Source organism: Flavobacterium sp. LK-23 (genome assembly GCF_058135255.1).
Map to the genome: position 1 here is coordinate 184,233 of NZ_JBYUVT010000006.1, position 25,805 is coordinate 210,037.

At 32.9% G+C, this 25,805-nt stretch carries 19 protein-coding genes; all 19 read left to right on the top strand.

All coding sequences use genetic code 11. The features are described 5' to 3' along the window. Positions 1-107 precede the first annotated feature (107 nt). Positions 108-1,112, top strand: coding sequence for a KilA-N domain-containing protein (locus AC3Y25_RS12000; protein ID WP_489902899.1), 1,005 nt, complete (start codon positions 108-110; stop codon positions 1,110-1,112). 203 nt (positions 1,113-1,315) lie between these two features. Next, positions 1,316-2,713, top strand: coding sequence for a DUF1800 domain-containing protein (locus AC3Y25_RS12005; RefSeq protein ID WP_489902900.1), 1,398 nt, complete (start codon positions 1,316-1,318; stop codon positions 2,711-2,713). A 12-nt stretch (positions 2,714-2,725) separates the two neighbouring features. Further along, entirely contained in the window at positions 2,726-3,892 is a 1,167-nt protein-coding gene (locus AC3Y25_RS12010) for a DUF1501 domain-containing protein (protein WP_427875349.1), read from the top strand. Positions 3,893-4,215: 323 nt separating this feature from the next. After that, positions 4,216-4,551 (top strand): IS110 family transposase, encoded by a 336-nt coding sequence (locus tag AC3Y25_RS12015; protein ID WP_427875348.1) that lies wholly within the window; start codon positions 4,216-4,218, stop codon positions 4,549-4,551. Continuing rightward, positions 4,502-5,191, top strand: coding sequence for a transposase (locus AC3Y25_RS12020; protein WP_489902901.1), 690 nt, complete (start codon positions 4,502-4,504; stop codon positions 5,189-5,191). The genes AC3Y25_RS12015 and AC3Y25_RS12020 overlap by 50 nt, the downstream gene beginning before the upstream one ends. Before the next feature lie 450 nt (positions 5,192-5,641). After that, positions 5,642-6,469 carry a prephenate dehydratase gene (locus AC3Y25_RS12025; RefSeq protein WP_489902902.1) on the top strand — a complete coding sequence of 276 codons (828 nt, stop codon included), beginning with the start codon at positions 5,642-5,644 and terminating at the stop codon, positions 6,467-6,469. Between the two features lie 185 nt (positions 6,470-6,654). After that, positions 6,655-7,800 (top strand): pyridoxal phosphate-dependent aminotransferase, encoded by a 1,146-nt coding sequence (locus tag AC3Y25_RS12030; protein WP_427875346.1) that lies wholly within the window; start codon positions 6,655-6,657, stop codon positions 7,798-7,800. An 88-nt stretch (positions 7,801-7,888) separates the two neighbouring features. Further along, positions 7,889-9,016 (top strand): DUF7151 family protein, encoded by a 1,128-nt coding sequence (locus tag AC3Y25_RS12035; RefSeq protein ID WP_489902903.1) that lies wholly within the window; start codon positions 7,889-7,891, stop codon positions 9,014-9,016. A 106-nt stretch (positions 9,017-9,122) separates the two neighbouring features. Beyond that, complete coding sequence (locus AC3Y25_RS12040) at positions 9,123-9,983, top strand: prephenate dehydrogenase (protein WP_489902904.1); 861 nt, start codon at positions 9,123-9,125, stop codon at positions 9,981-9,983. Positions 9,984-9,995: 12 nt separating this feature from the next. Next, positions 9,996-11,078, top strand: coding sequence for a bifunctional 3-deoxy-7-phosphoheptulonate synthase/chorismate mutase type II (locus AC3Y25_RS12045; RefSeq protein WP_068842266.1), 1,083 nt, complete (start codon positions 9,996-9,998; stop codon positions 11,076-11,078). Between the two features lie 220 nt (positions 11,079-11,298). Further along, positions 11,299-14,697: a DUF2135 domain-containing protein gene (locus AC3Y25_RS12050; RefSeq protein ID WP_489902905.1), complete on the top strand. Its 3,399-nt coding sequence runs from the start codon at positions 11,299-11,301 to the stop codon at positions 14,695-14,697. Between the two features lie 140 nt (positions 14,698-14,837). Next, a complete protein-coding gene (rsgA, locus tag AC3Y25_RS12055; RefSeq protein ID WP_095928245.1) occupies positions 14,838-15,815 on the top strand; it encodes a ribosome small subunit-dependent GTPase A in 978 nt (325 codons plus the stop codon). Between the two features lie 144 nt (positions 15,816-15,959). Then, positions 15,960-16,412 (top strand): D-aminoacyl-tRNA deacylase, encoded by a 453-nt coding sequence (dtd, locus tag AC3Y25_RS12060; protein WP_489902906.1) that lies wholly within the window; start codon positions 15,960-15,962, stop codon positions 16,410-16,412. Between the two features lie 65 nt (positions 16,413-16,477). Beyond that, positions 16,478-18,385, top strand: a complete 1,908-nt coding sequence (locus AC3Y25_RS12065) for a DUF3858 domain-containing protein (protein ID WP_489902907.1) — start codon at positions 16,478-16,480, stop codon at positions 18,383-18,385. Positions 18,386-18,417: 32 nt separating this feature from the next. Next, positions 18,418-20,427, top strand: coding sequence for a DUF3858 domain-containing protein (locus tag AC3Y25_RS12070; RefSeq protein WP_489902908.1), 2,010 nt, complete (start codon positions 18,418-18,420; stop codon positions 20,425-20,427). Between the two features lie 2 nt (positions 20,428-20,429). Then, entirely contained in the window at positions 20,430-22,418 is a 1,989-nt protein-coding gene (locus AC3Y25_RS12075; protein WP_489902909.1) for a DUF3858 domain-containing protein, read from the top strand. Positions 22,419-22,422: 4 nt separating this feature from the next. Further along, positions 22,423-22,749, top strand: coding sequence for a nucleotide pyrophosphohydrolase (locus AC3Y25_RS12080; RefSeq protein ID WP_095928239.1), 327 nt, complete (start codon positions 22,423-22,425; stop codon positions 22,747-22,749). A gap of 135 nt (positions 22,750-22,884) precedes the next feature. Next, complete coding sequence (locus AC3Y25_RS12085) at positions 22,885-24,114, top strand: 3-phosphoshikimate 1-carboxyvinyltransferase (protein ID WP_489902910.1); 1,230 nt, start codon at positions 22,885-22,887, stop codon at positions 24,112-24,114. Positions 24,115-24,503: 389 nt separating this feature from the next. Next, a complete protein-coding gene (queA, locus tag AC3Y25_RS12090; RefSeq protein ID WP_095928237.1) occupies positions 24,504-25,553 on the top strand; it encodes a tRNA preQ1(34) S-adenosylmethionine ribosyltransferase-isomerase QueA in 1,050 nt (349 codons plus the stop codon). Positions 25,554-25,805: the final 252 nt, after the last annotated feature.

Below are 25,805 nucleotides of genomic sequence, written 5' to 3' on the forward strand. Positions count from 1 at the left end.
TTTTTATTGTATTTAGTTAAAAGTAATTTCATAATGTTAAAGATGCTAAATTTGATTATTAAATTTATTGGTATAATATTAATGTTTAATTTAAATAATATTTGGAGATGACGAGTAAGGTGCAAAAAATTATTGTTGATAATATTCCTGTTTCAGTATACACAAAAGAGAATGAGGATTATATATGTCTTACAGATATGGTAAGTGCAAAAGAAGGTGATGCAAGAGCAGCTGATGTTATAAAAAATTGGCTTCGGAGTGTTTCTACTATAGAATATTTGGGGACATGGGAAACACTTTATAATCCTAATTTTAAAGTGGTCGAATATGACCACTTTAGAAGAAATGCAGGTGTGCCTTCTTTTACCTTGAGCGTAAATGGTTGGGTTGAAGCGACTAATGCAATAGGGATATTTTCAAAAGCTGGAAAAAATGGAGGAACATATGCGCATAGAGATATTGCCATGGAATTTGGATCCGCTATAAGTCCTATTTTTAAAATTTATCTTTATAAAGAATATCAGAGATTAAAAGAAGTTGAAAGTAATCAATATAATTTAGAATGGGATGTTAGACGTTTGATGACAAAAGTTAATTATGTACTGCATACTGATGCTGTACAGAAGCATATAATCCCAAACAGTATTTTGCCAATTGAGAAACAGGGCATAGAATATGCAAATGAAGCTGATTTGTTAAACTTAGCTCTATATGGCTATACAGCTAAACAGTGGAAAGAAGCTAATCCTGAATATTCGAAAGAAGGTAAGAACATGAGAGATTTTTCAAGTATAAATGATTTATTAGTTATGTCAAATTTAGAATCTCTTAGTTCGCAACTTATAAAACTAGGAACTCCTAAAAAAACAAGATTCGAGTTTTTGAGAAAAATGGCGCTGGAACAACAAGCTCAATTTGCAAAAGTTGATATGGTTAAATCGATTAAAAAATCAAATCCAATGACATATATTGATGCTGAAAATTTTACTCCAGATGAAATTGAAATGGAATCAAAAAAGGATATTTTGCAAGCTAGTAAAAATAATTTGTTAGAGTTTAATAAAAGGAAGAAGATAAATAACAGTAATTATACGGAAGGTGATGAAGTTTAAAATTTGATTGTTAGAAGACTATCAACAAAAAGCAACTATCAAAAATGGTTGCTTTTTGTTGATAATATCTCTAGAAATTCCCCGTTCTAATTATTACCAAAGACTTTTTCAAAACTTAGCACCTCAGAATCTTAGCGACTTAGCACCTTTTAAAATTAAAACTTTAAAAGAAACTCAAGTCTTATTGTAATAATTTCTGAACAATGAAAAAAAGCAGTCTTTGGTCCTTACGATTAGGTTTTTCAGGAAAACAAACTTCAAAAATTGAAAAACTCGGCTTAGAAAAATTTCTAAAGCAATCTTATAATTCAAAATTTGATACAACACTTCCAGATTTTCTGCAAGATCAGCCTAAAACCACTTTAGAGCTTAAAGAAGTTCGGGAAATAATCAAAATTTCAGGCCCCGAAACAAAAAAAGAAATTCAGAAAAAAGAAAATCAAGCCACTGCCGAATTCAAAAAATGGTGGATTGCGAAAATGCGTAATGACGAATTCCCGCTTCGCGAAAACATGGTTTGTTTCTGGCACAATCACTTTGTTTCGACTTCTCAAAAAGTAAAAATCAATTACTGGATTTATCAGCATAATATGATTTTGCGCGAAAATGCCTTTAGTAATTTTAAAGAATTAACCAAACAGGTTCTGAAATCAAATGCCATGGTTCGTTATCTCGACAATGGCGATAATAAAAAAGGAAAAGTAAACGAAAACCTAAGCCGTGAGTTATTGGAACTATTCACAATCGGAATTGGAAATTATACTGAAAATGATATTAAAAACGGTGCAAAAGCTTTGGCAGGTTTAAATGTCGGAGATGAAGGCGCGGTTTATAGAAAAAATATAGAAGATAACAGCGATAAAATCTATTTCGGAAAAACCGGAAATTGGAAAGCAGATGATTTAGTAGATATTATTTTTGAACAGAAAAACATTCCGTATTTGATAACACGTAAAATCCTGAAATGGTTTATTTATGATAATCCGCCCGAAGATTTGGTAGTTTATTATGGCGATTATTTTCGAAAGCAAAAGTTTGAAATAGAACCTTTATTGACTAAAATCTTTACCGAAGAATTTAAAAAGGAGAATTCAGGAAATAAAATCAAAAATCCGCTGGTTTATATTTTACAGCTTTGCGGCGAATTGCAAATTCAGAATGTGAATGATGCCTCGATTATGGCTTTTATAAAACAGCAGGGAATGGATTTGTACAATCAGGTAAATGTAAAAGGCTGGGATGGCGGGAATTCTTGGCTGACTTCGCAGATTTATCTTCAAAGAAATAATACAGCCGATTTATTATGCAGTGGAAAAAGCCTAAACCGAAGAGTTTTAAAAACAATGGTAAATGGAGTTGAAAAAGAAAAGTCAGAATACGAAAAAACTGCTGTAAAAGTCGCTTTTGATTCTGGTGGAAATAATAAAACGATTATTTCTGAATTGTCAGATCGATTATTATTTGCCGTTAATGATTCGGAACAAAAGGATATGGAGAATCTGCTGAAATACGATTTTGATCCCAAAGACCCGCACGCCGATTTTGCTGTGGTACGACTTTTTAATTACATCACAAAACTTCCAGAATATCAATTAATCTAAAAAGCAGTAATCATGAACAGAAGAAATTTTCTAACACTGACCGGAACTTTTACAGGTGGACTGCTTGTACTTCCTGATTTTTTACACGCTTTTGGTTCTCAAAACAATTTGATTGTGGGAGAACAATGCATTGTTTTTGTTCAGTTAAATGGTGGAAACGATGGTTTAAATACTTTCATTCCGTACGATGATCCGTTGTATTACGATTTACGAACTAAAATTGCTTTAAACAAAGATTTGGTTGTCGGAAAGAATAAAGGAATGGCATTTCATCCTTCATTAAAAGATTTTGCTCAAATGCAGCAAAATGGAGATTTGGCAGTAATTCAGAATGTGGGTTATCCAGAACCCATTCGTTCGCATTTTAGAAGTCAGGAAATTTGGCAGACGGCTACTGATTCTAATAAATATATAAATGAAGGTTGGCTCGGAAGGTTTTTAGATCTGCAATGCAACGGCCATCAGGCAACGGCGGGAATAAATTTAGATTCAATTGATAATCTGGCTTTAAAAGGAGTCGAGCCGAATTTTATAACGGTAAAAGATCCAGATCGATTTAAGGTAAAATCCAAAGAAGAGAATGTGACATTGTCTAAAAATCCTCATTTGGATTTTGTTCGAAAAATTGCCAATTCGGTTACGGAAGGTTCAGATGAAATCCAGAAAGCTTTAGTGAAGTCTAAAACGGAAATCAGTTATCCGAAAACAGAATTATCTAAAAATCTCGAATGGATTGCGAGATTGATAAAAGGAAATCTTAATTCAAAGGTATATTATACATCGTTGAACGGATTTGATACACACGATAATCAGCTCTCCATTCACGAAAGAAAATTGACAGATTTAAATGATTCCTTATATAGTTTTTATTCCGATTTAAAACAATCTCAATTATTGCAGAATGTCACAATAGTAGTTTTTTCCGAATTTGGAAGGAGAGTAAAAGACAACGGAAATGGAACCGATCACGGAACTGCAGCGCCAATGTTTATCATCGGAGGAAATAATAAAGGAACGATTTTAGGAAAAAATCCAAATTTAGCAGACTTAGATAATGGTGATTTAAAATATGAGATAGATTTCAGAAGTGTCTATGCCTCTTTATTAAAAGAAAAAATGAACTTCGATTATTCAAAAATTGGAATTTTGAATAAACCAGTTTCGGGGTTGTTTGGATAACCGCAATCTTGTCATTTCGAGGAACGAGAAATCTTCGCGAGTAACTCTACAATCAAAATCGCCAATCTTTGTCGAGCCGCTTGCGAAGATTTCTCGTTCCTCCTTTAGATTTGTTTTTTGAAATTTTAAGTAGATTTATGATTGAGAAAGGAAGCAAAAGTAAACTGTTCGTTCCTCCGAGCTTGTGACTCATATTTCGATTAAGACTTTAGCTTCCTTTTCATCAAAGACTCAGATAGAAATTTGGGCTAGTGACCCGTTATTAAGGAGTTGAGCTTATGATGAATTTCTCAAATCATTTGTTGAATCGTAAAAGCAAAGTTATGAAAAACATTATTATCGGCATTGATATCAGCAGCAAGACTTTAGATATTTGTGTTAAAGAGGAATCAGTAAATTATTTTTCTATTGAGAATAAGATTCAGGCAATAAAGCATTTTTTCAAAAAATATTCAGGTGAAAATGTAATGATCGCTATGGAAAATACTGGCAGATACAATTGGAATCTGTTTGAAGCACTTGAAAAATTCAACTTTAAGGTTTATGTAATATCTGCTTTGCATATCAAGAAAAGCATAGGTCTTGTCAGAGGCAAAAATGATAAAATTGATGCGTTGCGAATTTGTAGTTTTATTGAAAAAAAATTATCAGGAAAATAGGGAATGGAAACCAAGTTCCTGCTCCATTAAAAAGATAAAAATATTATTAACCGAAAGAGCTTTAAGAATAAAAATCAAAAAACAGCTTATGGTTCAGCAGCATGACTACAAATTAATGAAAGGCATTGCAATGGATGAAGAATTGAAAAGCTTAAACATCAAACTTATTAAAAGCATTGATGCACAGATTAAGATTATTGAAAATGATATTGAAAAAGTAATACATAATGACCAAAGTTTAAGCCAGCAACAGAAACTGATAAGATCTGTTCCTGGAGTGGGCCAAGTTCTATCATGGACATTATTATCAAAAACAGAAGGTTTTACAGTTATAACTGATCCAAGAAAAATGGCATGCTACAGCGGAGTCGTGCCTTTTGATTTTCAATCTGGAACATCATTAAAAAGAAGACCCGGAGTATCAATGCTTGCAGATAAAAACCTAAAAACCATTCTGCATTTGGCAGCAATGAGTGCAATTAGATTCGATAATGATCTGAGAAGATATTACATTAGAAAAGTTGATGAAGGAAAAAACAAAATGAGTGTTTTAAATGCTGTGAGAAACAAAATAATCCATAGAGTTTTTGCAGTAATAAAAAACCAAACCTTTTATGAAAAAGATTTGGTTTTATCATAGAAATCGAAATGACAAAACTGACGGATAAATATTGACTATTGAATTAAATAACCACAAAGATTTGTACTAATTCGTGAATTCGTGGCGAAAAAAACTAAGGATCTTAGCATCTCAGAATCTTAAAACCTTCAAAAAAGCTATTGTATATATCTCATTTTAAGCCCATATTTTTATATTATCATACAAAACCTGCTAAATTTGTTAAGAAATCCTTTTTTGTTTCATAAAATGCAATCTTTTTTTTGGTGCACTAAAAATAATTTATACATTCGCAGAGAATTTAAAACAAAACACAAACAAAATGGCAAGTAACCGTTTTTATTTTAGCAACTCTTTTTATTTCTTCTTTAGTAGAAGTGAGGATTGTGCTATGGTTATTTGAGATCAAATTTTAAGACAAATAAAACTAATATACAATCCTGATGCAAATCAGGATTTTTTTTTGACTATATGACAACGAAAATTGCAATACAAGGTATTAAAGGATCATTTCATCATCAGGTTGTAAAAGAGTATTTCTCTGAAAATGTGGATATTGATGAATGTCTGTCTTTTGAAGAATTGATCGATAGCCTTATTGCCGGAAAATCTGATCAGGCTGTAATGGCGATCGAAAATTCAATTGCGGGGCCAATTATCCCGAATTATGCATTGATTGACAAGAATAATTTACACATCATTGGAGAGCATTATTTGAATATTCAGCAAAATTTAATGGCTTTAAAAGGTCAGAAAATTGACGACATAAGAGAAGTTCATTCACACCCAATGGCACTTTTGCAGTGTATGGATTTCTTGAAACAATATCCAAATATCAAATTGGTCGAGGATAAAGATACAGCTGAAACAGCTAGAAGAATTCAAGAAAAACAGTTAACAGGAATTGCAGCAATTGCCAGTGTGACCGCTTCTGAAATGTACGATCTGGATATTATTGCATCATCGATTCAAACGATCAAAAACAATATGACTCGTTTCGTAATCATCAAAAAGCAAAATTCATTTTTGCCAGAAAGCGAAATCAACAGAGCATCTGTAAAATTTGAATTAGATCATAAAAGAGGAAGTTTAGCAGCAGTTTTGAATGTAATGAGCGATTGCAAATTGAATTTGACAAAAATCCAGTCGCTTCCAAAAATTGAAACACCTTGGAAATATTCATTCTTCGTAGACGTGACATTTGAGAAATACGAAGATTTTGCAAAAGCCAAAGCCTTATTAAATATTATGGCAGAATATTTTAAAGTGTTGGGAGAATATAAAAATACCAGACCGTAAGTCTTAAAGGTGGAAAGTTGATTTTAGATTTAAGATTAACAAATTAAGATTTTAGATTGTCAGGCTGAGCGAAGTCGAAGCTCACTGCAATTGAAAAGCCCTTCGACTTCGCTCAGGAGGACAAAAAAGAAAAAGCATATAGCTTACGGCCTAAAGCCTAAAGCATTTTTTAATAAAAAATAGAAATGATTACAACAGCAAAACGATTAGACACAGTTGAAGAATACTACTTCTCATCAAAATTAAGAGAAGTTCGTCAGTTGATGTCTGAAGGAAAATCGATCATCAATATGGGAATTGGAAGCCCTGATTTGAGTCCGTCAAAAGCAGTAATTGAAGCAGTCGCTGCAGCAATTCAAGACGAAAACGGGCATGGCTATCAAAGCTATCAGGGATTACCAGAAATGAGACAGGCAATGGCAGATTTTTATCGTGATCAGTTTGGTGTTGAAGTGAATCCGAATAATGAGATTTTACCTCTTATGGGTTCGAAAGAAGGAATTATGCACATTTCGTTAGCATTTTTAAATGAAGGCGATCACGTTTTAATTCCGAATCCAGGTTATCCAACTTATACCTCGGTAACCAATTTGGTAGAAGCAGTTCCAGTTTATTATGATTTGAAAGAAGAAAATGCTTGGGAACCAGATTTTGAAGCTCTTGAAAAATTAGATCTTTCGAAAGTAAAAATTATGTGGCTAGGTTATCCGCATATGCCAACAGGGGCGAGAGGAAGTTTAGCGTTATTTGAAAAATTGGTTGCTTTTGCTAAAAAACACAATATATTATTGATCAATGACAATCCGTATAGTTTTGTTTTGAATGATAATCCGATGAGTTTATTGCAGGTTGAAGGAGCTAAAGAGGTGGCTTTAGAATTGAATTCACTTAGTAAAACATTCAACATGGCAGGCTGGAGAGTCGGGATGGTTTTAGGAAACCCTGAAATTATTGATGCGGTCCTAAAAGTAAAAAGCAACATGGACAGCGGAATGTTCTACGGAATTCAAAAAGGAGCAATCGCCGCTTTAAAATGTGATAAATCTTGGTTTGAAGATCAAAACAAAATTTACAGACGCCGTAGAGAATTGACGGAGAAACTAGCAGAAAAATTAAACTGCAAAGTGTATAAAGAAGGAGTTGGGCTTTTTGTTTGGGCAAAACTTCCTGAAGGAATCGAATCAGCAGAGAAGTTCATTGACGAAATATTATATGAGAAGCATATTTTCATTACACCGGGAACGATTTTCGGAAGCAACGGCGAAGGATATATCAGATTCTCACTTTGTGTAAAAGAAGAAAAAGTACAAGAGGCGATTGATCGATTTTAGAGTTTTTACCATAAGTAAAAAGACTACTATCTCTCAACTAGAAAATCTAAAAGATTAATATATAACAATCAAAAACAAAATCTACAAAATGAAAAAACTGCAATTGTTTTATTTACTTATACCAATTTTATTTATAGCATGTGAGGGAGATGAAGGGCCCATTGGAGAAAAAGGATCAAGCGGAATAAATACTTTGGTAAATATGTCCGTTGTAAATCCAGGAATAGATTGTGAGAATGGAGGAATAAAAATTGAGACGGGATTGGATAGTAATTTTAACGGGATACTTGATAGTAATGAAGTTCAAAACACAAAATATGTTTGTAATGGATTAAATGGAAAAAATAGTCTTACAACAGTTGTAAAAGAACCTGCAGGAGTAAGTTGTGAAAATGGTGGAATAAAAATAAATTCTGGTTTAGATTTAAATAGAAATGGGATTTTAGAAGAAAATGAAATAACTTCTACAGCATATGTTTGTAATGGAGTTGACGGGAATACAAATTTAATAAGGACAACTAATGAGAATTCAGGAGGTAATTGTGAAAATGGAGGATTGAAAGTTGAATATGGATTAGATGTAAACAAAGACGGAATATTAAATGACAATGAAGTAAAATATACAACTTATGTATGTAACGGAATTAATGGGAATGTAAGTCTTGTGAATATAACAGATGAAGCTAAAGGTGGAATTTGCGGAAACGGAGGAATAAAAATTGAATCAGGGATTGATGTAAATAATAATAAAATATTAGATAATTCAGAAGTTCAAGTTACAAAATATGTTTGTAACGAAGATAAAGGAATCGTAAGCGAGGAGATTAGATTGAGAATTGCGGATGGTATTGGTTCTAATGCTAGTACATCTAGTTCAATTCCTGTAGTTGTGTCAGGTATTACTTTTGATCTTAGTAATTATAAGAATGTAAATTCAATAATTTTTGAATCGGATCCGTATGTTTATTATACTGGACCAAATGTTGTAAATAACAATTATGCTTTATTAGAATTATATAATGTTACTGATAATACTCCGATTTTAAATTCTTTGATTAAAACTAATAATTTAAGTAACGAAAAAGTCTCTCTTAAATCAAGTGAACTTATAAATGAAATTCCTAAAAAAGAGATAAAATTAGGAATAAAATTGAGCTCAGAAATTAACGGGCAATATGCTGTAAGTGGAATTGGATATCTCATTTTAAAAAAGTGAATTTTTTAATAATTTATTGATAATTCAAGTGAAATTTATAAAATATGAAACTTGCCAGATTTTAACATGTTCATCTAAATTTCATTGAAGTTAATGAAAAAGAAATATGAAAGTATACGTAATAGGAATAGGGTTAATAGGCGGTTCGATGGTGCTAGACATTAAGGGGCGTTATCCTGATGCGACTATTTTAGGAATCGATAGTAACGAACAGCATTTGCAGCAGGCAATAGATTTGGGAGTTATTGACGAAGCAGGAAGTTTTGAAGATTTGCAAAAAGCAGATTTTGTAATTGTTTCGGTTCCAGTAGATGTGGCGCTAACGGTTTTGCCTAAAGTTTTGGACGCTGTAGGAGATAAAACGATTGTTTTTGAAGTAGGATCGACTAAAAAGCCAATTTGTGAAGCAGTAGCCAATCATCCGAAAAGAAGAAATTTTATTGCAACGCACCCAATTGCAGGAACAGAGTTTTCAGGACCATCAGCAGCAATAAGAGGCTTGTTTCAAGGAAAAACAAACATTATTTGCGAAGTAGAAAAGACAGCTTTTAAATTACAAGAGAAAGCATTAAATCTTTTTACTTCAATCGGAATGAGAATTCGATATATGGATCCCATTTCACATGATAAACACATTGCCTATGTTTCGCATTTATCGCACATTAGTTCGTTTATGCTTGGAAAAACGGTAATGAATAAAGAAAAAGACGAACAGGATATTTTTGATATGGCGGGGAGTGGATTTGAAAGCACTGTTCGTTTGGCAAAAAGTTCGCCCGCAATGTGGACACCAATATTTAAACAAAATAAAGAATACGTTCTGGAAACTTTAGAAGCTTATATATCAAACCTGAGTCGGTTTAGAGATTTGCTAAAAGAAGAAGATTACAACGCCATTTTTGAAGAAATGGAAAGCACAAATAAAATAAAAGAAATACTAAACGGATTAACAACAACTAAAAAGTAAATTAGAATTAAGATGGAAAATAAGAAAGAAATGAGAAAGTGGTTAGAAGATTTCAATTTAAATCACCCACTTGTGATAGCTGGACCTTGTAGTGCAGAAACTGAAGATCAGGTTTTGAAAATCGCTCACGAATTAAAAGATTCAAAAGTTAGCGTTTTCAGAGCCGGAATCTGGAAACCAAGAACTCGTCCAGGAGGATTTGAAGGTGTTGGTGAAATCGGATTAAAATGGTTGCAAAAAGCAAAAGCTGAAACGGGTTTATTAATGGGAACTGAAGTAGCAACTGCAGCTCACTGTAAACTAGCTTTAGAACACGATATCGACGTTTTATGGGTTGGTGCACGTACAACTGCAAACCCATTCGCAGTTCAAGAAATTGCTGATACTTTAAAAGGAACAGATAAAATTGTTTTGGTTAAAAACCCAGTAAACCCAGATTTAGCTTTATGGTTAGGTGGTGTTGAGCGTTTACACATGGCTGGAATCGAGAAATTAGGTGTTATTCACAGAGGTTTCTCTACTTACGAAAAAACAAAATACAGAAATATTCCAGAATGGCAGATTGCGATCGAATTGCAAAATAAATTCCCTGATTTGCCATTAATCATCGACCCATCTCACATTACTGGAGATCGTAAAATGATTTTCGAAGTAACGCAAGAGGCTTTAGATTTGAACTACGATGGTATGATTATCGAAACGCACTACGATCCAGACAACGCTTGGTCTGATGCTGCACAACAAGTAACTCCAGATGCTTTGAAACAAATCATTAAAGATTTGACGATTAGAAAAACAGATGATACTACAGACGAGTACAGCCAAAAAATGACTAAGTTAAGAGCTAACATAGACGTTTTGGATGCTAACTTATTAGAATTGTTAGGAAAACGTATGAAAGTGGCTGACGAAATTGGTCAGGTGAAAAAAGATGCAAACGTTGCGATTCTTCAAAACAACCGTTGGAACGAAATCTTAGGAAAAATGATTTTGGAAGGCGAGAAAAAAGGTCTTACTGAAGAATTTGTTTTGAGAATGTTCAAAGCAATTCACCAAGAAAGTATCGGTCACCAAGAGAAAATTTTCAACGCATAATTTTCTTTCAAATCATATAAGTGATATAAGTTAATTTAAGTTTTGAAAAAAGCTTGTTATTGGGTTCAATTATATCACACATTTAAAATTAGATTGTTTTTTATATTAAATCTCCATTGCTTTCGGGTTTTGGAGATTTTTTTTTGAAAATAAGTAATATCTTCCCAACCTTTTATCGTTTTTTGTTCTCTATAACAATATGAACCTTAATTTTTGTATCATGAAATTAAAATTGTTTTCATCTATGCCACGCATTTTTCAAATAAATTTGAATGTATTGTTTTTCTTTCTCGTTTTTACGGGTACAAAAACTTTTGCACAAAGCCCTGAGCTTACCGTTAAAGGAGAAGAAGCTGAGAAAGTACGAATGAGTCAATTGAAAGTCAATGTGAAAATCGTTGGCAATATTGCTTACACTACAGCCGAAATGCATTTTTTTAATTCGGGAAATCGTCAAATGGAAGCAGAACTTATTTTTCCGTTGCCTGAAAATGTTTCGGTTTCTAGATATGCGATTGATATTAATGGAAAATTGCGAGAAGCTGTTCCGGTAAATAAAAATAAAGGGAAGCAAGTTTTTGAAGCCATCGAACATCGTCGTGTCGATCCAGGATTGTTGGAAAAAGTCGATGGGAACAATTTTAAAACTAGAATTTATCCGTTAATGCCAAATGGCGAACGAATTGTTGTTATTGGTTACGAAGAAGAACTTGCGGCTTCAGACAAAGATAATTTGGCGTATCAGCTTTTGAGCCGTTATCCTAAAAAGTTAGATAAATTTGAAATTAATGTTTCGGTTTTAGGTTCCGCTGCAAAACCTGTTGTGACGGGAGATTCTGAAAAAGAAATTGTTTTCTCAAAATGGAATCAATCTTTTGAAGCTTCTGAAAAGAAAGAAAACTATCAGCCTGCTGAAAAATTACTTTTTAAAATTCCAATTCAGCAAGATATTCCGAGTGTTGTAATGCAGAATGCTGGTGGGCAATATTATTTTTATGGAAATAATTTTGTTGAAGGAAATAAAACTGCTAAAAAAACTCCAGCTTTAATTGGTTTGATTTGGGATAATTCTTTAAGTTGTCAGAATCGTGATCTAAAGAAAGAATTGGATTTGCTGGAAGCTTATTTTCAGAAAATAAAAAATACAAAAGTGACTTTGTATTTTCTGAATTATACTTTCGAAAAACAAAAAGAGTTCGTGATTTCGAACGGTAATTGGTCCGAATTAAAAGCGATTTTAGAAAAAACAAAATACGATGGCGGAACTCGTTTCTCTCAAATTAACTTTGAAAATCAAGATGAATATTTATTTTTCTCTGACGGATTATCTTCTTTGAGTGAAAATCTTCTTCCAAAAACTAAAAAACCTGTTTATACTATTACCTCTTCTGTTTCTGCAGATTTTGCCTTTTTGAATTTTTCTTCGATGAAAACGGGAGGTAATTTTATCAATTTAAATCAGATAAATGCTGAAACTGCTTTGGATAAATTGACAAATACAAATTTGAAGTTTCTAGGCATAAAAGAGAATTTAACTGTAACCGATTTATTTCCTATGGAGGGAACTTCGGTTTCAGGGAATTTTAGTTTTTCAGGTATTTCTTTGAATCCAAAAAATGAAATTAGCTTGTTATTTGGCTATGATAATGAAGTTACTTTAGAAAAGAAAATTATGCTTGATGTAGCGGTTCAAAATTCTAATGACGTAAATGTTGAAAAACTTTGGGCGCAGAAAAAAATTGCCAATCTTGAATTGCAATACACTAAAAACGCAGATGAAATTGAGCTTCTTGGGAAGAAATTCGGAATTGTAACCAAAAACACATCATTGATTGTTCTCGAAAATGTTCGGGATTATATTATGTACGATATTTTGCCGCCAGCAGAATTACGTGCTGAATTTGATTTAATCAAAAAACAGGAACATGATGCTACATTGGCACAGCAAAAAAATAATTGGGAGAGTATTGAAAGTTATTTTGCCAGTATAAACGCTTGGTGGAAAAAAGACGTCAAATACGCAGGGCAGAAAATCGCATCTAAATATAAGTACAATAGACAAGTTCCACCGCCACCGCCACCTCCAAATGGTAGAAATAGAGCTAGAAATATGGAAAGAAGAGTAGCCTCTGAAACTATAAAAGGAGATCCTGATGCAGTACTGACAGTTGATGAGCCTGTTGGAAAAGGACCAGTTGCAACAGTAATTGAAGGAGATAATGCTGTATATAATACGCCTCCTCCGTCATCTGCGGCAAAAGTGGATCAGGTAAAATTTGTTTCGCCAGTTGTTGCAAAAGCAGAAGAGGTTACTGATGATGTACCAAAAATTGTTGAATTAAAAGATAAAAAAGTTGGTAGTGAAGTAATTAAGGAAGATTCAGATTTTACTAAATTAGATGAAACAGTTGTTGTAGGATACGCAACACAAAAAAAATCTGATGTTGTTGGTGCTCTCGAGGAAGACACTTCAAAAAATAAAGATCTTTTGCAAGATTCAAATTTCAATAGAGGTTATTTAGCTGGAGATTCAAAAAAGCCTTTAATTATAGTTGATGGTCAGTTTTATGAAGGTGAATTGACCGATTTAAAGTCAGAAGATATTGAAGCGGTGGATGTGTTGAAAGATGCCGCGAGAATTGCTGCTTATGGCAGCAAAGGAGCAAATGGAGTTATTATTATAACAACAAAAAAGAAGTCTACCAATAATGGAGTCGTTCAAACAAAAAGTTGGAATCCAGATCGATTATATTTAAAAGCGTTGGCATCGGCGCCAAAAGAGAAACAATACGATTTGTATTTCGAATTGAGAAAAGCTCAGGAAAGAAATCCAAGCTTTTATTTTGATGTGGCGCACTTTTTCTACAATCAAGGAGATGTTAAGAAAGCATTGCAAATCATCAGCAATATTGCCGATTTAGGTTTAGAAAATCATCAGCTTTATAAAACATTGACTTATACTTTGAGACAATGGAAAGATTATCAGGATGCCGTTTTTACTGCAAAACAAGTTGTAAAATGGAGATCTCACGAACCTCAGAGCTTAAGAGATTATGCTTTGGCGCTTGAAGATGCCGGAAAATATCAAGAAGCATTTGATGAATTGGTAAAATCGCTTGAAGTGAATTATTATGGAGAAATGAGCGGACAATACGAAGGTATTGAAGATATTGTTTTGATGGATGTTAATCGTTTAATGTCTGAGCATTCTGGTTTAAAAACGGGAAAACTAGACAAAAAATACCTTGCTAAAATGCCGGTTGATATCAGAATTATTATGAACTGGAACCAAATGGATATTGATTTAGATTTACATGTAATTGAGCCAACAAATGAAGAATGTTATTACAGCCATACTTCAACACAAATTGGAGGAAGATTTTCAAAAGATTTCACAGAAGGTTACGGCCCAGAGCAATATATCATCAGAAATGCGGTAAAAGGAAAATATCAAATCAAAACTGATTATTTTGGCGAAAGCGAATTAACCGAAAATGGTCCAGCAACAATTATGGTTGAAATTTATACCACAAAAGCGGGCAAAGTATCGCGAACTTTAAAAACAATTCAGCTAGGAAAAGTAAAAGAGAATGAAACTTTAGCCGAAATAGTTTGGTAAAGTCTGCAAATTAAGGATATGTCTTTCAAATTTAAAAGGCGAAATTGCGTTGTTCCATTCTAAAAACGTAATTTTGCCTTTTATTTTTTAGGTTTTAAAGCGTAATCTAAAATCTAAAATTTACAATCTAAAATTAAAGAATGACAGGAACCGTTTATAAATCTACAGGAAGCTGGTACACCGTAAAATCTCAAAATGGAGATTTTGTGGAATGCCGTATGAAAGGGAAATTCAGAATAAAAGGTATTAAAAGTACCAATCCTATTGCTGTAGGCGATATTGTTGATTATGAATTGGATGAAACTTCAGATGCCATTACAGGAACAATTCATACTATTCACGAAAGAAAAAACTATATCGTTCGTAAATCGGTTAACTTATCAAAACAGATTCATATTATTGCTTCTAATATCGATCAGGTTTTTTTATTGATTACGATTGATAATCCGCCAACAACGACAAGTTTTATTGATCGTTTTTTGGTTACTGCAGAAGCATACGGAATTGAAGCCATTTTGGTTTTTAATAAAATTGATACTTTAACAGATCAGACTTTAGACGATCAGCTTTATTTGCAGCATATTTATTCTGAAATTGGATATAAATGTCTTCGTATTTCTTCAACAGAAAACAAAGGCGTTGACAAGCTAAAAGAAATGATGATTGGTAAAGTAAGTATGTTTTCTGGACATTCTGGTGTTGGAAAATCAACTTTGGTTAACGCACTAGAACCAAGTCTTCATTTAAAAACTTCGGTAATTTCAGAACAAAGCAAGCAAGGACAGCACACTACAACTTTTGCCGAAATGTATGATTTGTCTTTTGATGCTCGAATTATCGATACACCTGGAATTAAAGGTTTCGGGATTGTTGATATGGAGCCTTCAGAAATAAGCGGTTATTTTCCTGAATTCTTCAAACTGAAAGACCAATGTAAGTTTAACAACTGTTTACACAAAGAAGAACCTCATTGTGCCATAAAAGCAGCATTAGAAAAAGACGAAATTGCTTGGTCACGATATAATAGTTACCTTAAAATTCTTGAAGGCGACGAAGAGCATTACCGCACCGATACGTATGGTGAAGACCGTGCTGCGAGTGATGAAACACGTAAGTAATTAAAATTCCAATTTTAAAATTCCAAATTCCAAAACAGAATACGAAAGTGATTTTATTGTAGAGATGCACTGCAGTGCATCTAACGTATTGATTTTAAAATCTTTTTAATCCGTGTAATCTGTGGCTAAAAATAAAAATAAAGAATGAGAGTAGTTATCCAAAGAGTTTCCCAAGCATCAGTAGCAGTTGATTCTAAAATTGTTGCCGACATTCAAAAAGGTTTATTGGTTTTAGTCGGAATTGAAGATGCCGATACACAAGAAGACATTGATTGGTTGGCTGGGAAAATCATTAAAATGAGAATTTTTGGAGACGAAAATGATGTTATGAATTGTTCGGTGCAGGATATTGACGGCGATATTATTGTTGTAAGTCAGTTTACACTTCATGCATCCACTAAGAAAGGAAACCGTCCTTCTTATATAAAAGCCTCAAAACCAGATTTTGCAATTCCGACGTATGAGAATTTTGTTCAAGCAATAGAAAAAGAGTTGGGCAAGAAAGTGCAAACAGGAATTTTTGGCGCCGATATGAAAGTCAGTCTTCTCAATGACGGGCCCGTTACCATTGTAATGGATAGCAAAAACAGAGAGTAAAAATATTATTAAACATTTGTTAAGGATTTCTGAAAATAATATATATTTGACGAAAATCCCTACTAATGAAAAACCTTTTTTTTGCGTTATTTTTATTCTTAACAACACTTAATTCATTCGCCCAAAAGAGCAATTATCCTATTCTTTCTATTCCAGATAGTTTAAAACAGAACGCCAATGCTGTTCTCCGTTTAGACCAAATGGATATTGTTATTGCTTCGCAAAGAAGTATGAATATTAAGACCCAAAGAGTGGTTTCTGTTTTAAATGAAAAAGGTCTAAATAATATTGATGCATTCTGTCATTACGATAAAACAACTTCAATAAAAAATATTGAAGCTGTAGTTTATGATGCATTGGGGAATGAAATTAAAAAAATCAAAAGAAAAGATTTTAAAGATCAGAGCGCTGTAGGCGGAAGTACTCTTTTTTCTGATAATCGAGTGCTTTATTTAAATTATACACCCATTTCCTATCCTTTTACAATTGCTTACACCAGCGAAGTCGAAACTTCGAATACTGCATTTATACCAAAATGGTATTTTATTGGAGGTTATTATTTGAGCGTAGAAAAATGCGTTTTGAATGTAACTTTCCCAAAGGGGTTGGGCTTTAAGAAAAAAGAGTTCCAATTTGATAACTTCAACATAACCAAAACAGCCGATACAGATACAAATCTGAGTTATACAGCAACAAATATCACGGCTCAGAAACAAGAAGATCTTAGCCCTTCTCCTTCAGATCTTTTTCCTAAAGTCATGATGGGATTAGAAAACTTTCACTTAGAAGGAGTGGACGGAAATGCTACTACTTGGGAAGCATTTGGAAAATGGTATGAAGATAAAATCTTAACCGGTACGACTGTTTTGACAGAAGAGACCAAAGCAAAAATTAAAGCATTGGTTGGAGATGAAAAAGATCCTATCAAGAAAGCTAAAATCATTTACGATTATGTACAAAAAAAATCGCGATATGTAAACATTGCAATTGGCATTGGCGGTTGGAAACCCATGTTAGCCAACGATGTTGATCGTTTAGGATATGGAGATTGCAAAGCATTGTCAAACTATACAAAAGCACTTTTACAGGTTGTAGATGTCCCATCTTATAATACTATTTTATATGGCGATCGTTACAAAGAAAATATTCAATCTGATTTTGTTTCGATGCAAGGGAATCATATGATTTTGGCGATTCCTAATAAAGATAATTATATCTGGTTAGAATGTACGAGTCAAGACGATCCGTTTGGATATCAAGGAACTTTTACTGACGATCGCGATGTTTTGGTTGTAAAACCTGAAGGAGGCCAAATTGTAAGAACTAAAATCTATGATGATAAAGGAAACACGCAAGTAGGTAAAGGAGTTTACACAATTGATCCAACTGGGAATTTTTCTGGCACTTTAAAAATAGCCTCTCAAGGAAGTGTGTATGCTTCTAAATCTCGAGTAGAAACCATGCAACCAAATGAAAAAGAGGAACATTACAAAGAGTATTGGGATAATATCAACAACTTGAAACTAGGTAAAATTACTTTTACGAATGATAAAGAAAATATTCGTTTTACCGAAGATGTTCAGATAAGCGCTGTAAATTATGGAGCTATTACGGGTAACAAAATGATTTTTGTGGTCGATGCTTTCAATCAATATACAGGAAGTGTAAAACGAATTAGAAACCGAAAAAATCCTTTTCAAATTCAACGTGGTTTTTTAGATACCGATGAAATTGAAATCAATCTTCCAGAAGGTTTCAGTATCGAATTCCTGCCTTCCAATTATGAACTAAAAGGCAAATTTGGTGAATACAAAACCGAAATCATTAAAAAAGACAATAATAAACTGACTTATAAAAGATCGATGTTTTTAAATAAAGGAAAATATTCGAACAAAGAATATGACGAGTATCGCCTATTTATGGAACAAGTCTCGAGAAACGATAACGCCAAAATAATATTAACCAAAAACTAACAAGTGTAACCAAAGTAAACCAAAAATTACCAATGAAAATTATTAAATTATTTAGTCTCACTGTGCTTTTATTGATCGCTTCAAAAGCGATGTCGCAGGAATTTAAATTAGGAAAAGTATCCATTGCAGAATTAGAACAAAAGTCGCATCCGACAGATTCGGCAGCGATAGCCGCTATTTTGTATAAAAAAGGAACAGCAAGAATTGAATATGATGCTAATGATGGTTTTGTTACAGTGACAGATGTAGAAACCAGAATTAAAATTTACAAGAAAGAAGGCCTAGATTGGGCTAATCAGGATGTGTGGTACTATAATTATCCTAGTCTGAGAGAGAAAGTGTCTTTTTCAGATGCTGTAACTTACAACATAGTTGGAGGTAAAATTGAAAAAACGAAGCTTAAAAGTGATGGCGTTTTTGAAGAAGTATTAAATAAATATAAAAGCTTAAAAAAAATAACAATGCCTAATGTAAAAGAAGGTTCTGTTATTGAATTTAAATATAGTATTAAATGTCCACAGGAAATAATAAGAGATTGGGATTTTCAAACGTGTATTCCAGTGAACTATTCTGAATTTTCAACATTCATTCCCGAATATTACACTTTCAGTCCAAGACAAAAAGGTTATTTTTTTCCAAAGGCAACAACAGCAAGGGTTGCCAAAAGTATCACTTTTAATAGCAAGGAAAGATCGGGTGGACGTGTGACATCGACTAATTTCTCTACTGATTACTTAACTTATATGGAAGATCAGGTTACGTACAAAGCGGTAGATTTTCCAGCAATGAAAGATGAGGCATATGTTAACAATATTGATAATTACACATCGTCTGTTGCTCACGAATTGTCAATGACTAAATTTCCAAATCAGGTGCTTAAAGAATATTCTGCAGATTGGGCTTCGGTTGTAAGAACAATTTATGATTATGATGATTTTGGTCCTGAACTTAATAAAACAGGCTATTTTGAAGATGATTTGAAAAAAATACTTTCAGGAATTAATACGCCTGAAGAGAAAATCTTAGTGATTTTAAATCACGTAAAATCAAACGTAAAATGGAATAAATATTACGGTTATGGCTGTGATAATGGAGTTAAAAAAGCGTACAAAGAAAAAACAGGAAATATTGCCGATATAAATTTAATGCTTACAGCGATGCTTCGTTATTCAGGATTAACAGCAAATCCAGTTTTGGTAAGTACACGTTCAAACGGAATAGCATTGTTTCCTAATAGAACGGCATTCAATTATGTAATTGCTGCGGTAGAAACTCCAAACGGATATGTTTTACTAGATGCGTCAGAAAAATTTACGGTTCCGAATGTTTTGCCATTAAGAGTTTTAAATTGGTCAGGAAGATTGATTAGAAAAGACGGTTCATCAGAAGAAATTAATTTAATGCCAGAAAAAACTTCTGTTGATAATGTTTTTATGAATTACAGTATCGATAGCGCTGGAAAAGTTACAGGAAAAACAAGAAGACAATACATGGATTATAACGCCATGATTACGCGTGGCAATATTGAAGGTTTAAAAGAAGAAGAATATTTAGAAAAGCTCGAAAACAAGAATAAAAAAATAGAAATTAGCGATTATTCAAAAACAAACGAAAAGGATATCCTTCTTCCAATTATAGAAACTTATTCTTTTACTGGAAACGATTTGTGCGAAGTTATTGGAGGTAAAATTTATTTGAATCCAATGTTGTTTTTTGCAACAAATAATAATCCGTTTAAGCAGGAAACAAGAGAATATCCAGTAGATTTTAGTTTTCCATTTACAGATAAGTACAGTATTAATATTGAAATTCCAGAAGGCTTTGTGGTTGAAACATTGCCAGCCCCAGCTGCTGTAACAATGGAAGATAATTTGGGCGTTTTTAAATTTAACATTTCGGCAAACGACAATAAACTTCAGTTGTCTATTTTGCATCAAATAAATGAAGCTATCGTATCTGCTGAAAAATATGAGATGCTGAAAGAGTATTATAAAACAATGGTAGAAAAAGAAACGGAAAAAATCGTTCTGAAACGTATTTAATTATGCTGAGATTCCTTCTAATTTGTATTGCCCTTTTGGGAAGTACAATAACTATTCAAGCTCAAAATTATGACTTGGGAAAAGTAACTATTGCAGAGTTAAATGAAAAAGTTCATCCTAAAGATAGCAGCGCACCCGCTGCTATCTTGTTTAAAAAAGGAAGAACTTATTTTGGCTATAATAAAGATGTTGGATTTTACGCCAACCATGTTTGCGAAGTGAAAATCAAAATTTATAAAAAAGAAGGTTTAAGCTGGGCCGACCAGAAAGTGCGTTTTTATATCGGTTATGACAAGTTAAATGAAGACCGTTTAGAATTTTCAGATGCAGTTACCTACAATTTAGAAAATGGCAACGTCGTAAAAACTAAATTAAATAATCAAGGCGAGTTTAAAAACAAAATCAATCAATATTGGAAAGAAAAGACGATTACTTTGCCCAATGTAAAAGTAGGTTCTATTATTGAATACAAATATGTTTTAAGATCTGAAAATCTGGTAAAGTTTCCCGACTTTGATGTTCAGTTCAGTATTCCTGTTGACTATTTTTATTACAAAACACAGATTCCAGAATTTTATATTTATAAGCCCATTTTAATAGGAGGAATTCCGTTAGAAACAGAATCTAAATTTACAAGCGCTAGTCAGAGTTTTGATAATGCTTACAGTCAGACAAGCTCATTTAATTATAAACAGATTGAAACCTTTTATAAAGGAAAAGATGTTCCCGCATTAAAGGAGGAACCTTACATTAATAATCTTGAAAATTATCGCGGAAGCATTCAGCAAGAATTAGAAAGAGTCCGTCTTCCGGATCAGCCTGTAAAAGATTACAGTTTAACTTGGGAAGGTGTTGCAAAAACTATTTTTAAAGATGACGGCTTTGGGAAGCAATTAAATCAAGGCAGTTTGTTTACAGATGATCTGAATAAATTATTGTCTAATGTAGAAGACAAAAAGGAAAGATTAAATCTGATTTTTACCTATGTTAAAAATCGAATGAATTGGAATGAGATTAATAGCTGTTATACAGAAAAAGGAGTCGAAAAAGCCTATAAAGATCAAACAGGTAATGTGGCCGAGATCAATTTTATTCTGATAAATATGCTTCGTGCGGCTGGTATAGAAGCCAATCCTGTTTTGGTAAGTACTATACAAAATGGACTTCCAGTGTATCCCACAAGAACAGGATTCAATTATGTCATAGTTGCGGCCGAAATTGATGGCAAAGAAACTCTTTTGGATGCAAGCCATAAACTTACAGCACCAAATATTTTACCATTAAATGTTTTAAATTGGAACGGAAGATTAATCAAAAAAGATGGCAGTTCTGAAGAAATTCAATTAGATCCAACACAGCAGTCTAAAGAAATTTACAGTCTTATAGTTAAAATAAATCCTGACGGAAAAATGAATGGTCAGGCTCGAGTTCAACGAACAGATTATGATGCGTACAGTTTTAGAGAAGAAAATAATACTAAAACGGAAGATGCTTATCTTGAAAAATTAGAGAATAGATTGGGAGGTTTAGAGATTTCGAATTATGCGATAGAAAATCAGAAATCAAACTTAGATCAGTCGGTCATAGAAACTTTTTCTTTTGCTTCAAGCAACCGTTCGGATATTATTGATGGGAAGATTTTTATAAATCCTCTATTGTTTTTTACCCAAAGTAAAAATCCGTTCAATCAAGAAAAAAGGCAAATGCCTGTTTATTTTGGATATAAAAACATAGAAAAGTTTAATTTGAATATTGAAATTCCGCAGGGATATACTGTAGAATCACTTCCTAAACCATTTAGAATATCTTCAGAGGACAAGCTGATGTCCTTTATTTTAAATTTTTCGGTTTCTGAAAACAAAATTCAAATTGTGAGTCAAAAAGAAATCAACAGTAGTATTTTTGCAGCGGAGGATTACGGAATGATAAAAGAGTTTTTTCAGAAGATGATCGTAAGCCAAAATGAAAAAATAATTCTTAAAAAGATATAAAAAGATGGATTTAAAAAATGCACAATTAGCTGTTGATACTTGGATAAAAGAACATGGTGTTCGCTACTTTAACGAATTGACCAATATGGCACAGCTGACAGAAGAAGTTGGCGAAGTTGCAAGAATCATTGCGCGCCGTTATGGAGAACAATCTGAAAAAGAAAGCGATAAAAACAAAGATTTAGGAGAAGAATTGGCAGATGTTGTTTTTGTCGTGCTGTGTTTAGCCAACCAAACAGGAATTGATTTACAAGCATCTTTCGATAAAAAAATGGATCTAAAATCGGTTAGAGATAAAGATCGTCACAAAAACAATGATAAATTGAAATAATTGTGAAATATCACTCATAAGCTTTGAATTATGAGTTTTGAATTTTGAATTATGAATGTGGAGTGGTAAATTGCGGGGCTGAATTATGTTTCTAAATCATTCCTAATTCATAATGCACAACTTACAATTAAAAAAATGAATTTAAAATTAAGCACGAATTCAATATTCACTATTGATGATTCGCAACTAAATATCACTGGTTCTAAAAGTGAAACGAACCGCTTATTGTTATTAAAAGCATTATTTCCAAATATTACTTTAGCCAATACTTCCAACTCAGACGACAGCGAAGTAATGCAGAAGGCATTAGCGGGAAATGATGAAATTGTAGATATTCATCACGCAGGAACAGCAATGCGTTTTCTTACTGCTTATTTTTCGGTTAACGAAGGTCGAGAAGTGGTTTTGACAGGTTCAAGCAGAATGCAAGAACGTCCGATTAAAATTTTAGTGGAAGCTTTGGCACAATTGGGTGTTGAGATTTCATATGAGAAAGAAGTAGGATATCCGCCAATTCGAATTAAAGGAAAAAAAGTTACCGCTTCAAAAGTAACTTTGGCAGCCAATGTAAGCAGTCAATATATTTCTGCACTTTTATTAGTAGCTTCAAAATTAGACAATGGTTTAGAGTTGACTTTAGAAGGAGAAATTACTTCGATTCCGTATATCAAAATGACTTTGGCTTTGTTAGCTGATTTAGATATTAAAACGAGTTTTGAAGGAAATGTGATTAAGGTATTCCCTAAAGAATCAGTTGAAACTAAAGAAATGGTGGTAGAGTCAGACTGGAGTTCGGCTTCTTATTTCTTTAGCCTTGTGGCTTTGGCCGATGCAGCAAAAATTACTTTAAGCAGTTATAAAGAAAACAGTCTTCAAGGAGATTCTGAATTGGTTTCTCTTTATGAAAAAATGGGGGTGAAAACAACTTTCCAAAACAACAAAATGACTTTGGAAAAAGTTTCTGGATTCAATTATGAAGATGTAAATTTTGAATTGAACAATACGCCAGATATCGCGCAAACTATCGTAGTTACTTGTTTAGGTTTAGGAATTGGATGTCATCTAACAGGACTTCATACTTTAAAAATTAAAGAAACAGACCGACTAGAAGCTTTAAGAATTGAGCTTACAAAATTAGGAGCTAATATTTCTGTTACCAATGATAGCTTGACTCTATTGCGTTCTGGTGATATTAATCATGATGTGCATATTGCAACATACAACGATCACCGTATGGCAATGGCATTTGCACCATTAGCAATAAAAGTTCCAATTATTATTGACGATGCCGAAGTAGTTTCCAAATCTTACCCAGATTTCTGGAACGATTTAAAAGCTTTAAACTTTCAAATCTCAGAATTATAAATTTTTTTGAACCATATAAGTGATATAAGTTCAATTAAAATTAAAGTTCAATAAAATAGAGCCTCTGGTTTTAACCAGAGGTTTTTTTATGCGTATTTAAATAGCTAACCCGACAGGTTTTAAAAATCTGTCGGGTTTATAATGTTGATTTGGCGCTATTTAAAATTTTAGCTAGAATGAACTTATATTTCTTATATGGTTCGAAAAAGTTAAAATTGACTTAAAGAATAGCTTTTTAAGTCAATCTGAAAGCTCAGTAAATCAAGGACTTTTGAAAATAAACGTCAAAAGACTTGACAACGCCTATCTCACAATCGTATATTTGCAACCGATTTAAATTTTTAGATAAACAAATCTAAAAGCTACACTCTAAAATCAACAATTCAAATATGAAATTATCACACTTCAATTTCAATTTACCGAAAGAACTTTTGGCTGAATTCCCAGCAGAAAATAGAGATGAATCTCGTTTAATGGTAATTGACCGTAAAAAAAACACTATCGAACATAAAATGTTTAAAGACGTGATCAACTATTTTGATGACGGAGACGTTTTAATTCTTAATAATACAAAAGTTTTCCCTGCACGTTTGTATGGAAACAAAGAAAAAACTGGAGCTAGAATTGAAGTTTTCTTATTAAGAGAATTAAATTCTGAGCAACGCCTTTGGGATGTTTTGGTTGATCCAGCTAGAAAAATCCGTATTGGTAACAAACTTTATTTTGGTGATGACGATTCGTTAGTTGCTGAGGTAATCGACAATACAACTTCTCGTGGTAGAACATTGCGTTTCTTATACGATGGGTCTTACGAAGAATTCAGAAACAAATTGACAGAACTTGGAGAAACTCCAATTCCTAAATACATTAACAGAGAAGTTACTGCTGAAGATGCTGAAAGATACCAAACGATCTACGCAAAAGAAGAAGGGGCTGTAGCGGCACCAACTGCTGGTTTACACTTTTCAAAACATCTTTTGAAAAAATTAGAAATCAAAGGAGTGAACTTTGCTGAGGTAACTTTACACGTTGGTTTAGGTACTTTTAACCCAGTTGAGGTAGAAGATTTATCTAAACACAAAATGGATTCTGAGGAATTGATCATCACTCAAAAAGCGTGTGATATTGTAAACGAAGGAAAAGCAAAGAAAAAACGTATTTGCGCAGTCGGAACAACTTCTATGCGTGCAATTGAAAGTTCTGTTTCTTCTGCTAATACTTTAAATCCTTACGAAGGATGGACAAATAAATTTATTTTCCCTCCTCACGATTTCAGTATTGCAAACTGTATGATTACAAACTTCCACACACCAAAATCGACATTATTAATGATGATTTCTGCTTTCTGTGGACACGATTTAATGAAAAAAGCATACGATGAAGCGATCAAAGAAGGATACAAATTCTATTCTTACGGAGACGCGATGTTAATTCTTTAATTAGAATTTATATTATAAAGAATACCCGACAGTTTTTTAGAAGCTGTCGGGTTTTTGTTTTTTAATGGTCTCAAGTTTCAGGTTTCAGGCAACTTTGAGTTTCGTTGTAAAATTTAAACGCAAAGTTCGCAAGGATTTTTATCTAAGCTAACGTTTACAAACGCTAAGTTCGCAAAGCTTTGCGTTCTTTTTTGCATTAGACAAACACAAACTGAGTAAAAAACCTTGCGAACTTTGCGGTTAAAAGACACA